Annotated in this window: 10 protein-coding genes; 6 read left to right on the top strand and 4 right to left on the bottom strand. The window is 71.8% G+C overall.

Annotation, left to right across the window (positions count from 1 at the left end; genetic code table 11):
* The first annotated feature begins 183 nt into the window (after positions 1-183).
* A complete protein-coding gene (locus tag EXE58_RS09985; protein WP_167288788.1) occupies positions 184-1,503 on the top strand; it encodes a GAF domain-containing sensor histidine kinase in 1,320 nt (439 codons plus the stop codon).
* Between the two features lies 1 nt (position 1,504).
* Positions 1,505-3,613: a histidine kinase N-terminal 7TM domain-containing protein gene (locus EXE58_RS09980; protein ID WP_135267740.1), complete on the top strand. Its 2,109-nt coding sequence runs from the start codon at positions 1,505-1,507 to the stop codon at positions 3,611-3,613.
* Here EXE58_RS09980 and EXE58_RS09975 read toward each other — a convergent pair.
* Positions 3,515-3,898 (bottom strand): response regulator transcription factor, encoded by a 384-nt coding sequence (locus EXE58_RS09975; protein ID WP_208543964.1) that lies wholly within the window; start codon positions 3,896-3,898, stop codon positions 3,515-3,517. The two genes, EXE58_RS09980 and EXE58_RS09975, sit on opposite strands and share 99 nt — an antisense overlap.
* Positions 3,899-4,061: 163 nt before the next feature.
* Here EXE58_RS09975 and EXE58_RS09970 point away from each other — a divergent pair, with 163 nt between their 5' ends.
* The gene (locus EXE58_RS09970; protein ID WP_135267738.1) at positions 4,062-5,399 is read left to right on the top strand and encodes an alpha/beta hydrolase; all 1,338 of its coding nucleotides are present in this window, start codon (positions 4,062-4,064) and stop codon (positions 5,397-5,399) included.
* Between the two features lies 1 nt (position 5,400).
* On the opposite strand, the gene EXE58_RS09965 is transcribed toward EXE58_RS09970, so the two are convergent.
* A complete protein-coding gene (locus EXE58_RS09965) occupies positions 5,401-6,585 on the bottom strand; it encodes a right-handed parallel beta-helix repeat-containing protein (RefSeq protein WP_135267737.1) in 1,185 nt (394 codons plus the stop codon).
* 67 nt (positions 6,586-6,652) lie between these two features.
* Positions 6,653-7,330, bottom strand: coding sequence for an RNA methyltransferase (locus EXE58_RS09960; protein WP_167288786.1), 678 nt, complete (start codon positions 7,328-7,330; stop codon positions 6,653-6,655).
* A gap of 37 nt (positions 7,331-7,367) precedes the next feature.
* Between EXE58_RS09960 and EXE58_RS09955 the strand changes: the two genes are divergently transcribed.
* A complete protein-coding gene (locus tag EXE58_RS09955; RefSeq protein ID WP_244242171.1) occupies positions 7,368-8,123 on the top strand; it encodes a DedA family protein in 756 nt (251 codons plus the stop codon).
* A 63-nt stretch (positions 8,124-8,186) separates the two neighbouring features.
* Here EXE58_RS09955 and pyrE read toward each other — a convergent pair whose 3' ends face one another.
* Complete coding sequence (gene pyrE, locus EXE58_RS09950) at positions 8,187-8,729, bottom strand: orotate phosphoribosyltransferase (RefSeq protein WP_135267736.1); 543 nt, start codon at positions 8,727-8,729, stop codon at positions 8,187-8,189.
* Between the two features lie 151 nt (positions 8,730-8,880).
* Here pyrE and EXE58_RS09945 point away from each other — a divergent pair, with 151 nt between their 5' ends.
* Both EXE58_RS09945 and EXE58_RS09940 read left to right on the top strand, forming a co-directional pair.
* Positions 8,881-10,695, top strand: coding sequence for a M12 family metallo-peptidase (locus EXE58_RS09945; protein WP_135267735.1), 1,815 nt, complete (start codon positions 8,881-8,883; stop codon positions 10,693-10,695).
* Positions 10,696-10,783: 88 nt separating this feature from the next.
* Complete coding sequence (locus tag EXE58_RS09940) at positions 10,784-11,965, top strand: pyridoxal phosphate-dependent aminotransferase (protein ID WP_135267734.1); 1,182 nt, start codon at positions 10,784-10,786, stop codon at positions 11,963-11,965.
* Positions 11,966-12,045: the final 80 nt, after the last annotated feature.

Genomic DNA, 12,045 nt, shown 5'->3' with positions numbered 1-12,045 from the left:
AGCCCATTCCACGCAACCACGTCCCGTCGGGGCAGGGGGTCCCGCGCACTCTCGGCGTGGCTGCCCGCCGCGCCTCCTCACACTCCCCGTACGGCGCTCCGCACCACCACCGGCGGTCAACCGGCCCGGGTGGGGGCGGGAAGACGCCTGTCCGGACGGCCGCGGCGGGAGCACACTCGGGGGATGAGCCGGGACACGGTCGTGGGGCACCAGGGCTCGCTGTCAGCAGCGGCCGCGGGCTGGGGCGCAGCGGCCGGGTCAGTCCTGGTGATCTACCTCGCCGTCGTGCTGGGGGGTGGCGCGCTCCTGGGCCGTACCGAGTCACCGAGCCTCCCGCTCTCGATCCTGGCGACTGCCCTGGTCGCGGGGGCGGCCCCGCGCGTGCGGGCGCGGGCGGAGAGGGCGCGGGCGCGGCAGCTCGGCGACACCACGTCGCCGTACGACGTCCTGGCGGACTTCTCCCGTGTCGCGGACTCCGACCCGGGCGAGCGGGCCCCTGCCCTGGTCGCCCGCATGCTGGCGCAGGGCCTCGCCCTCGAGTGGGCCCAGGTGTGGGTCCTGGTTGGGGACGAGCTCCGCCTGCTGGCCACGCACCCGCCCGAGGCCGTCGTCGACGAGCCGGCCCCGCGGCTCTACGACGACCGGACGCAGGGTGCTGTCCACGCTGTGACGGTCGCCCACGCCGGGCGCCCGCTCGGCGTCCTCCGCGTGATGGGACGTCAGGACCGGCCCCTGACCTCCACCGCTGAACGCCTGCTGGGGGGGCTCGCCGCACAAGCCGGCATGGTGCTGGAGTCCGCACAGCTGCGCGAGGAGCTGGCCCAGCGTGTGCAGGAGCTCACCGCCAGGGAGCGCGAGCTGCGCCGGGCGCGCATTGCCCTCGTCACCGCCCAGGACACCGAGCGTCGCCGACTGGAGCGGGACATCCACGACGGCGCCCAGCAGCAGCTCGTCGCGCTGACGATCAACCTCAAGCTGGCCGCGGTGCACGTGAGGACGGACCCGGAGCGCGCCCGGGAGGTCATGGAGCAACAGCTGGTCGCCGCCGACAACGCCATCCAGACGCTGACCGACCTCGCCAGGGGACTGCTACCGGCGACCTTGGCCGAGGAGGGGCTCGCCGCGGCCCTCGGCGCGGCCACCGCGGACAACCCCGTGCCGGTCCTGGTCCACAGCGGACCCATGCCCCGGCTCCCGGGAGGCGTCGAGGCCACGCTGTACTTCTGCGCGCTCGAGGCCGTGCAGAACGCCACCAAGCACGCGGCCGGCACACACATCGACCTCCTGCTCGAGGCAGGGCCCGCAGAGGTGTCAGTGGCGGTCGAGGACAACGGGTCGGGCATAGCGCCGGGGGCGCATCGGGGCAGCGGCCTGGCCAATCTCTCCGAGCGGGCCACTTCTGTCGGAGGGCGCCTCGTCCTGGGCGAACGACCCGGCGGGGGCACCCGCATCGCTGTGCACGTCCCGCGTCCCCGATCGGGCGAGCCGGGCGGGGGGACCTGAGATGCGCGTACGTCTGGCCTGGATCCTCTTCGGCCTCACCGTGATCGTTGCAGTGCTCCACGTGGTCGTGCTGGTGGTCGAGGACCGGCCCCTCTTCAGCGAGGAGGTGATGGCGGAGGGCTTCCCCCTGGTGACGCTCGGCGCCCTCGGCGGCGCCTTCGTCGGCGTCCTCATCATCAGCCGCTACCCCAGCCATCCCATCGGCTGGCTGTTCCTCGTGGGACAGCTCCTCAGCGAGCTCGGCGTCGCCCTCGGCGACTACGGGTACGGCGCGGTGTCCGGCAGTCTCGAGGGCGCACCCGCCGGCCCCGTCGCCATCTGGCTCTCCGTCCAGACCGGCGGCGTGTTCGTGGTCTCGCTCCTGGCGGTCCTGTTCCTCCTTGCCCCGGACGGGCGCCTGACCTCGCGTGCCTGGGCCTGGGCGCTGTGGCTGACCGTCGCCGGGCTGCTCGCTCACGTCGTCGCCGTCATGACCGTGAGCCCCGGCGACCTGGACCCCGGAGGGCAGCTCCGGGGTGAACCGGGGCCCGTCCTCACCGCTCTCCTGGTCGCGTCGTCCGTGGCGGTCTTCGCCGGCGTGCTCGCGGGGCTGCTCTCGATGTGGGTGCGGCTGCGCCGGGCGAGAGGTGACGAACGCCAGCAGCTCCACCTCATGGTGCTCGGTGCTGCCGTCCTGCTGGCGGGCATGTCGGTCAACACCCTCGCCGCCGTCCTGGATGCGCCCACCTGGGTGCGCGAGCAACCGCTCATGGCCAGCTACGCCTGCCTGCCGGTCTTCACGGCCGTGGCCATCCTGCGCTACCGCCTCTACGACATCGATCTCTTCCTCAACCGCGCGATCACGCTCACGATCCTGACCGGGTTCGTGTTCCTCGGCTACGTCACCGTGGTGGTCCTCATCGGCACCGCACTCCCCCTGTCACGCGATCGCTTCTGGCCGTCCCTGGTCGCGACCGCCCTGGTCGCGCTGGCGGTGCAACCGGTCCGCGAGCGGGCCGAGCACCTGGCGGCTCGGCTCGTCCACGGCCGACGGGCGGCGCCTTACGTCGAGCTGGCCGAGTTCAGCAAGCGGCTCCAGGAGTCCTACGGGACCGAGCCGCTCCTGCGTCGTGTGGCCGAGAGCGTGGCGCGCGCCGTCGGGGCACGACAGGCCACGATCGTGGTCGGCACGGCTGACCGGGCCGTGCAGGAGGTGACCTGGCCGGAACAGGCGCCACGTGGACTGGGCGACACCACCACGCTGCCGATCGCTGACGCTGAGGGATCGCTCGGTCAGCTCTCGGTGACGATGCCACCGCGCACGTCGCTGCAGTCGGACGAGCTCCGGCTCCTCGAGGACTTCGCGGCCCAGCTGGCCCGCGCCCTACGCAACGTGCACCTCGAGTCGGCGCTCACCCACCAGGTCCGTCGGCTGCGAGAGAGCACGGTGGCGCTCGAGGCCTCGACGCACCGGCTCGCGCTGGCCCAGGACGGGGAGCGGCGTCGGTTCGAGGCGGCAATGAGCCGGACCGTGGTCCCCCACCTGCGCGTGGTGCGCGACAGCCTGGCCGACCTCCTGCGACGCGACCTGCCCGGCGAGGGCGACAGGCGTGACGCGGAGGCGCTCCTGACGGAGTCCTCAGCCCTCACCAGGACCTCCCTGGAGTCGCTGCGCGGCCTGACCCGTGGCGTGTTCCCGACCCAGCTCGAGAGACGAGGACTGGTGGCGGCGCTGACCGCCCACCTGAGCGAGGCCGGCGCGGGGACGGTGCAGACCAGGAATGTGGTCCATCGCCTGCCACCACGCGTCGAGAGCACGGCGTACTTCTGCGTCGTCGAGCTGCTGCGCGAGCAGGACGGACCCGGCGAGGTAGCGCTGCGGCAGGGTGCCGACACGTTGGAGGTGGAGGTGACGGGGCCGTCCCCGCCTCCGTCTCCGTCACGGATCGAGCACGTCCACGACCGCGTGGCCGCACTCGACGGGACCATGAGCGTGACGGAGGCCGAGGACCGCGCGGTCATGACGCTGCGCCTACCCCTGCGTGCGTCTCCGGACGATGGTCAAGAGGCTGCGGAGGCACTCGGAGTCGAAGTCGGCCTTGGTGACGTAGGCGTCGGCACCGGCGGCTAGGGGATCTGCACCCAGGTCACCGAGCGCATAGGTCGACACCAGCACGACCGCGGGAGACGCGCCGGCCGCGCGAATGCGCCGGGTGGCCTCCAGTCCGTCCATGCCGGGCAGGTTCACGTCCATCAGCACCAGGTCCGGTCGCAGCCGCTCGACCGCCGCCAGCGACGACGGCCCGTCGATGGCCGAGCCCACGAGCGCGAACCCCTCCGTCGCGAGCAGGACCGCGGCGGCGGCCTCACGGAAGGGCTGCTGGTCGTCGACGACCAGCACTCGCACGTCGGCCACCACCACACCTCCTCCACCCAGCGTCCCGGACGCGACACCAACGCCGAATGGTGGTGACCGCACCTCACCGAGGTGGTTTCCCGCCCGCAGGATGTGGCCGGGACATCCAGGCCGTGCGGAGGACCCGATCGTCACCTCCGCCTCGCGTTCCTAGCGTCGGACCATGACCTCCTCGACCGGTTTCCAGACACGTCCTTCACGCCACGGCCTGCCCAACGCGCGACGCCGGCCGAGCCCGTCCACGGACCCAGCGCTGCGCGTGTTCACCGCCGCCACCGCCGTCGGCCTGCTGCACGCGCTCGACGACGCGGTGCTGAACCGCCAGCCCGGCGTGCCGGTCGACCAGCACCTCCCCGCGCTGCTCGCGGTGGCCCTCGGCGCAGGGCTCGCGCTGCTGGTGTTCCGTCGCGGCGGCACCGGCGTCCGCGCGGCACTCGCCCTGGTCGTCGGCTCGGTCACGGTGACCAACGGGGGCCTCCACGTCGTGCACGTGCTCTCCGGCGAGGTCTCGGGCAGCGACGTGACGGGACTCCTCGCCGCGGCGGCGGGCGTCGTGCTCCTCCTCCAGGCCGCAGCGCTGCCGTACCTGCACCGCGGCGAGCGGGGGCTCGACCCCTGGCGGCGCTGGGCAGTGCGGGTCGCCACCGTCGTCGTGACTGCGGTGGCCATGCAGTTCGTCGTGCTGTCGGTGTGCGTGGGGATCGTCCAGACCCACCTGTTCCGCGACCAGATCGATGCCCCACCAGACGGTTTCGCGCCGGTCAGCCTCGAGTCGACCGACGGTCTGGAGCTGTCCGGGTGGTACTCGCCGTCGGACAACGGTGCCGCGATCGTGCTGGTCAACAGCGCCGGGGGAGACCGGCTCGGATCGGTCGCGCACGGGCTGCTGCTGGCGGAGCATGGGTACGGCGTGCTGCTCTACGACGCCCGCGGGTCCGGCGAGAGCGAGGGCAGCCCGAACGGCTACGGCTGGGACTGGGACCGTGATGTCGCTGGCGCGATCGACTTCCTGACCGACCGTGCCGATGTGGAGGACGGCCGCATCGGCGCCTTGGGGCTGTCGACCGGCGCGGACGTCCTGCTCGAGGTGGGGGCGAACGACCGGCGACTCGGCGCCATCGTCGCGGACGGCACCACCGCCTCCTCGCTCGCCGACGTCCTCGCGGGCGACGTCTTCAACAAGGTGGCCATGGCCCCGGTGCTGGGGACCGTCCAGCTTCTGTCCGGCACCGCTCCCGGCCCCGCGCTGCGCGATCTTGCTCCCCGGGTCTCGCCCACCCCGCTCCTCTTCGTGGCGGCGGGGGGCTACCCGACGGAGATCGCCATGACGCGCGTCTACGCCGAGGCCGCCCGCGAGCCGGTGGAGCTGTGGACCCTGCCGGACGCCGGCCACACCAACGCGATCCACGACGAGGCCGAGGCCTACGAGCGACGCGTCGTCGGCCACTTCGACGCCGCCCTGCTCGACGGCCCCGCCGCTGCCGACACCGCGGCGGACTGACTCAGCGCTGCTCGAAGGCACCGACGTCGAGGCGGCCGATGACGGGGCGTCGCACCTGCCTGGTCGGGTGGGCGTACTCCCAGCGTGCCCGCCACTTCCTCGGGACGGGCGCGCCGGCATCGACCGCCGACGAGCCTGCCCGAAGCCGGAAGTCGTCGCGCCCGGGGTCGACGAAGTGGTCCGTGCCCACCCTGGGGTTGGTCCTCGCCCGGGCATCGGCGTGGTCGGTCAGGTCGCCGGGGCCGACCAGCAGGTTGTTTCGGAGCCGGGCTCGACTGCCCTCGGCCAGGCTGACGTACGTGCCGGCGGGGCGACGGTTCACCAGGGTGTTGTTGACGACCCACAGGATGCGGGAGGGGTTGGTGAGGCCCTCGGCGCCGTAGGAGACCAGTGCGGAGTTCTCGGAGCGAGGCCCTTGGATGATGACGTTGCCGGCGACGAGCGACCGGCCGCCGTTGGGGAGGTCGATCGAGTAGCTCGCGGTGGCGTCCCGGTCGGTGATCCGGTTGCCGACGATGGTGTTCCTCGCGGCCCTCGACTTGAGCTCGTGGCCGACGTCGGCTCCCCACAGGTAGCTGCCGGTGACGGTCAGCGAGCGCACGGCACCGATGTAGAGGTTGTGGGTGTAGCCGTCGCCGGCACCGCTGCGGAAGAAGCGTGAGCGCCGGATGACGATGTCGCTGTCGGGGTTGGCCCCGGTCAGGATGCCGTTCTGGTTGTGGTGGAACCAGCTGCGCGTGACCGTGAGCCCGGCGCCCTCCTGGCGGATGCCGGCGCCGTTCTGGTCGGGGACCGTGGCGCCGCTGAACTCGATGCTGTCGACGGTGGTGCGGTCCCCCGCGATCACCCAGATGGCCTTGCCCTGCGCGCTCTTGCCGCCGGCTCGCAGGTGGGCCCGACCACCGTCGCCGCGCAGCGTGAGGTCGTCCTGGGTCCAGGTGGCGACGTCTCCCACGTAGGTGCCGGGGGCTATCAGCACGGTGTCGCCGTCGCCGGCCACCGCGGCGGCGGCACTCGGCGTCTTCAGCGCACGGTCCGGTCCCACGTGCCAGGTCTGCGGGGCCGGCCCGCGCTCGACGACCGCGCTGTAGGCCGTCGCGCCCGCGCCGGTCGGCGGGAGCACCGCCACCGCCCCCGGGACGAGGAGGAGCATCGAGAAGGAGGCGACTGTGCTCCTGGTTCGCATCGAACCATTGTGGACGTCTCTTCCCCTCCCCATGAATTTCCACTCGCACGAGTGGAAGTTCAGGCGCTCACCCGCGCCAGGCGGCGTCGCCGGACAGGTCGGCGTACAGCCTGACCCACGAGTGCATCGCGATCGCGGCGGCCGCGCTGGCGTTGATCGACCGGGTGGAGCCGAACTGGGCGATCGAGAAGGTGCCGTCGCAGACCTCGCGTGCCTGCTCCGAGAGGCCCGGCCCCTCCTGGCCGAACAGGAAGCACACCCGCTCGGGCATCGCCATGGTCTCCAGGTGGAGGCTGCCGGGGAGGTTGTCGATGCCGAGCAGGCGCACGGGGTGCTCGAGGCCGTGGAGGTACGACGCCAGCGCGGCGACGTCGGCATGGTGCCGGACGTGCTGGTAGCGGTCGGTGACCATGGCGCCGCGACGGTTCCAGCGGCGGTTGCCGACGATGTGCACCTCGGCCGCGAGGAACGCGTTGGCGGTGCGCACGATCGTGCCGATGTTGAAGTCGTGCTGCCAGTTCTCGATGGCGACGTGGAAGGAGTGCCGCCGGGTGTCGAGGTCGGCGACGATCGCCTCGAGCGACCAGTAGCGGTAGCGGTCGACCACGTTGCGCCGGTCACCGCCACGCAGCAGCCCGGCGTCGTACTGCTCGCCGGTCGGCCACTCGCCCTCCCAGGGGCCGACCCCGACCTCGGCCGGGCCGTGCGGCATCGGGTCGTAGGGAGCCCGCTCCTCGTCTGGCATGCCAGAACCCTAGGAGCCGCCCCATAGGGTGGCGCGCGTGACCGCGCTCCTCGACATGCCGGCGGCCCTGCAGCTGCTGACGACTCCTCTCCTGCTGGGCATCGACTGGATGGATCCCAACTGGTTGCTCGACCGGTTCGGTGCGGAGCTGTTCTGGATCAGCCTGCTCATCGTCTTCGTCGAGTGCGGGCTGTTCTTCCCGATCCTGCCGGGCGACACCCTGCTCTTCGCGCTCGGCCTCTTCATCGCCACCGGCCAGCTCGACCTGTTCCCCGGACCGCCGTTCGTCGAGCTGCTGATCGCCATGTCCGCGCTCGTCGTCGCGGGATTCCTCGGCAACGTGTCGGGCTACGAGATCGGACGCAAGCTCGGCCCGCCCCTCTACGAGCGCGACGGGCGGATCATCAAGCGCAAGTACTTCGACCAGACCTCCGCCTTCTTCGACAAGCACGGCAACAAGGCGCTGGTCATCGGCCGGTTCGTGCCGTTCGTGCGCACCTACGTCACCGTGGTGGCCGGCGTGACGCGCATGCCACGCCACCGCTTCTTCCTGTGGAGCCTGGTCGGTGCCGTGCTGTGGGTCCTGTCGATCATGCTGCTGGGCTACTTCCTCGGCGACGCGTTCCCCAGCCTCGGCGAGCAGATCGACAAGCTGATCCTGGTGATCGTCGCCTTCTCGGTCATCCCGATCGTCTTCGAGTGGTGGCGCCACAAGCGCACCAACGCGCCCGGCGCCGAGATCGGCCCCCAGGACGGCGGTCCCGACCGCGACATCATGGGCGAGGACGTCTGAGGGACCGCGGGTTTCGAGACGGTCGCTGCGCGACCTCCTCAACCAGCGAGGCGAGACGCGTCCTCAGCCAGCGCGGTGGGACGCCGCGTCCAGGTCGGCGCGGGTGAGCACCGAGCGCACCTCGAGGCCGACGTCGTCGAGCGGGTTCTCCCCCGCGGGCGAGCGGTCGATCGCGCAGACCACGACGTCGACGACGGCGCCCGCCGCCCGGAGCTCGCGCACCGCGTCGCGGACAGCTCCCCCCGTGGTGATGACGTCCTCGATCAGGGTGACCCGTCGGCCCTCCACCGAGGGACCCTCGGCGAGCTTGCAGGTGCCGTACTCCTTGGCCTTCTTGCGGACGAAGAGTGCCGGCAGCATGGTCCTGGCGCTCACGGCGGTCGCGATCGGGACGCCACCGAGCTCGAGGCCGCCCAGCAGCTCGGTGCCCTCCGGCAGCAGCTCCACCATCCGGTCGGCGACCCGGGCGAGCAGCGCCGGGTCGGACTCGAAGAGGTACTTGTCGAAGTAGGTGTCGGCAACCTGCCCGGACCGGAGCGTGAACTCACCGGTGAGGCGGCAGCGGGCGTCGATGTCGGCGGCGAGGTCAGGGTCAGCGCTGGTCATGGCGGGCATTCTTCCAAGGAAGGCGGTCCGCCGTGGGCACGGGCATGACGTGTGCCGCGCTCCATCCGGGAATCGTGTGTAAGTGTTCTCCTCGTGGGGAAGGACCTTCCCCGACAGTCGAGCACCAGCCGCCCACAGGGGGAGAACACGCATGACCATGCCCAAGACACGCGTCGCGGCCATCGCCGCGATGCTCGGACTCGTCGTCGCGACGACACCGGCGATCGCGGGGGCGGCGCCGGAGGGTCCCGCCGACGCCGTCGCCGTGCTCGAAGCGGCCCCTGCCCCGGCCAAGACCCGGGGCGAGCAGCCGGCCAACACCGAGCGGTCCCGCTTCGTCACCGTCGAGCAGGACGCGCTCGCCGGCAGCACCGAGGGCGACCGGGTCTCCTTCGAGGTCTTCGCCGGACAGTCGTTCACCGGTGAGGTCGACTCCGTCGGCCGCAGCGGCGAGGCGACGACGTGGACGGGTCTCCTCGACGAGGAGGCAGGCAGCTGGACGGCCTCCCGGGTCGGCGACACCTTCCATGTCTCCCTGCAGACCGACGAGGGCGCGTTCGAGGTCAACAAGGTCGCCCCCGCCACCTACCGGGTGACCGAGGCGAGCGAGCGCAACCTCACCGCCGACGACCAGGTCCAGCCGCCTGCCGGGGCGGAGGTCGAGGAAGAGGCCGAGGTCGACGCGAGGCCGTCGGCACCGCGCGACACCGCCCCCGACGCCGAGCCGCCGACCGCGGCCGACGTCGGCAACGTCGTCGACGTCCTGGTCGTCACCACCGCTGGGGCCCGCCTCGAGGCCGGCAGCCCCGAGGCCCTGTCGGCCCACGTCGCGAGCGGGTTCGCCCAGGCCAACGCGGCGCTGACAGCCTCCAACGTCCCCTACCAGCTGCGCATGGCCGGTCACATCGAGACCCCGACCGTGGAGACCGGCGGCAACCTCAGCACCGACCTCCGTCGCCTCGCGACTCCCAACGACGGCTACTTCGACGAGGCCCACCTCCACCGCGAGATCAACCACGCCGACCTGGTGTCCCTGTGGGTCGGCGGGACGCCCGACCTGACGTGTGGCCTGGGCTACGTGTCGCCCAACGCCGCCTACGGCTTCACCGCGCTGTTCCGCTCGTGCGCGACCGACAACTTCACCTTCGCGCACGAGGTGGGCCACAACCTCGGCGCCGAGCACGACGCCGGCGCAGCCGAGAGCCCCGAGGGCTCGGCACCCTACGCCCGCGGCTACGTCGACCTGGCCGCCCGCACCCGCACGGTGATGGCCTACAACACCGCCTGCGCCAACGCCGGCTTCGACTGCACCCGCATCGGCTACTTCAGCAACCCTGCGGTCAGCTACAACGGCCGACCGACCGGCACCGACCTGGCCAACAACGCGCGCGCGATCAGCGAGAAGTTCGGCTTCGTCGCCCAGTTCCGCCAGGAGCGGATCTACGGCACCGCGCCGACTATCACCGGATCGCCCCGGTTCCGGGGGACGCTCAAGATCGAGGCGGGCGCCTGGCTGCCCGCCGAGACCGCCCTGAGCTACCAGTGGTACGCCGACGGTGAGCCCATGAAGGGCCGCACCGGCCGCACGCTGAAGGTCACCAAGTGGATGATCGGCCGCACGATGACCGTGCTGGTCACCGGCTCGGCGACCCACTACGGTCCGCTCTCGCTGGCGAGCGCCCCGACGCCGCCGATGGGCAAGGCCCTCTTCCGCAAGCGCCGTGCCGTCGTCAAGGGCAAGGCGCGGGTCGGACGGGTGCTCAAGGTCAAGACCAAGATCCGCCCGAAGGCGAAGAAGGTCAAGTACTCCTGGTACCGCGGCAACAAGCGCATCAAGGGCGCCAAGAAGGCGAGCTACCGCCTGCGTCGCGCCGACCGCGGCAAGAAGGTCTACGCCAAGATCAAGGCGCGCAAGAAGGGCTACGAGACCTTGGTCAAGCGCACCAACAAGCGCAAGGTGCGCTGACACCCACCACGCTGCGACGAGACGAGGCCGTGCCGGTCAGGACGACGGCACGGCCTCGCTGTCGTCGTACGACGCCTATCGTCGAGGCATGACCGACTTCTCGCTGGCCAGCCGCGTCGCGTCGATCCCTCCGACGATCTTCTCCGAGATGTCGAGCCTCGCCGTGCGCACCGGAGCACTCAACCTGGGGCAGGGGTTCCCCGACGTCGACGGTCCTCCTTCGGTGGTCGCAGCCGCCGCGGAGGCACTCCGGAACGGCGCCAACCAGTACACCCCCGGCGCCGGGATCGCGCCCCTGCGTGCCGCCGTCGCCCGGCACCAGCAGCGTCACTACGGGATCGAGCTCGACCCCGAGACCGAGGTGGTGGTCACCACCGGATGCACCGAGGCGATCGCGGCCGCCCTGCTCGGCCTGGTGGACCCGGGTGACGAGGTCGTGGTGCTCGAGCCCTACTACGACAGCTACCTGGCGATGATCGAGATGTGCGGCGGCGTACGACGCCCGGTCACCCTGCGCGCCCCCGACTTCCGGCTCGACGTGGAGGAGCTGCGGGCCGCGGTCGGCCCCCGCGCCCGCGTCCTGCTGCTCAACAGCCCCCACAATCCGACGGGCACCGTCCTGACGCGCGCGGAGCTGCAGGCGGTCGCCGACGTCGCGATCGAGCACGACCTGCTGGTGGTGACCGACGAGGTCTACGAGCACCTGGTCTTCGACGACGCGCAGTCCACCGAGGGACACGTGCCGATCGCCACGCTGCCGGGCATGCGCGAGCGCACGCTGACCCTGTCGAGTGTCGGCAAGAGCTATTCGCTCACCGGGTGGAAGGTCGGCTGGGCCACCGGGCCGGCTCCGTTGGTCGACGCGGTGCTGTCGGTCAAGCAGTGGCTGACCTTCATGTCCGGCTCGCCCCTGCAACCGGCGGTCGCCCATGCGCTGGACCACGAGCCGGACTGGCCCGGCCGGCTCGCGCGCGACCTGCAGGGGCGTCGCGACCTGCTGTGCGACGGGCTCGGCCGGGCGGGACTCGACCCGCGCGTCCCCGAGGGCACCTACTTCGCGACCACCGACGTGGCCCACCTGGGCTGGGCCGACGGCCGCGAGTTCTGCCTCGCCCTGCCCGAGCGCGCCGGGGTGGTCGCCATCCCGGCCCAGGGGTTCTACGACGACGTGGACGCCGGCCGCCACCTGGTGCGATGGGCGTTCTGCAAGGAGGCGGCCGTCATCGAGGACGGTGTGCGTCGCCTCGAGACCGCTGACCTGTCGCGCTGAGACCGGCCCGCCCTTGATCGGCCCCGCTTCTCAGCGACGTCGTGCACCTCGCCGTGAAAGTAACGTTGATTTCACCCCGG

This window comes from Nocardioides seonyuensis, from assembly GCF_004683965.1.
In the GTDB taxonomy this organism is placed as follows: Bacteria; Actinomycetota; Actinomycetes; order Propionibacteriales; family Nocardioidaceae; genus Nocardioides; species Nocardioides seonyuensis.
Note: the sequence above shows the minus strand (reverse complement) of the source record. Positions and strands in the feature narration are given on the sequence as shown.

Bases quoted from the DNA above. Each gene is read 5' to 3' on its own strand.
- EXE58_RS09985 (WP_167288788.1), top strand. From the start codon at position 184: ATGAGCCGGGACACGGTCGTGGGGCACCAGGGCTCGCTGTCAGCAGCG.
- EXE58_RS09980 (WP_135267740.1), top strand. From the start codon at position 1,505: ATGCGCGTACGTCTGGCCTGGATCCTCTTCGGCCTCACCGTGATCGTT.
- EXE58_RS09970 (WP_135267738.1), top strand. From the start codon at position 4,062: ATGACCTCCTCGACCGGTTTCCAGACACGTCCTTCACGCCACGGCCTG.
- EXE58_RS09965 (WP_135267737.1), bottom strand. From the start codon at position 6,585: ATGCGAACCAGGAGCACAGTCGCCTCCTTCTCGATGCTCCTCCTCGTC.
- EXE58_RS09960 (WP_167288786.1), bottom strand. From the start codon at position 7,330: ATGCCAGACGAGGAGCGGGCTCCCTACGACCCGATGCCGCACGGCCCG.
- pyrE (WP_135267736.1), bottom strand. From the start codon at position 8,729: ATGACCAGCGCTGACCCTGACCTCGCCGCCGACATCGACGCCCGCTGC.
- EXE58_RS09945 (WP_135267735.1), top strand. From the start codon at position 8,881: ATGACCATGCCCAAGACACGCGTCGCGGCCATCGCCGCGATGCTCGGA.
- EXE58_RS09940 (WP_135267734.1), top strand. From the start codon at position 10,784: ATGACCGACTTCTCGCTGGCCAGCCGCGTCGCGTCGATCCCTCCGACG.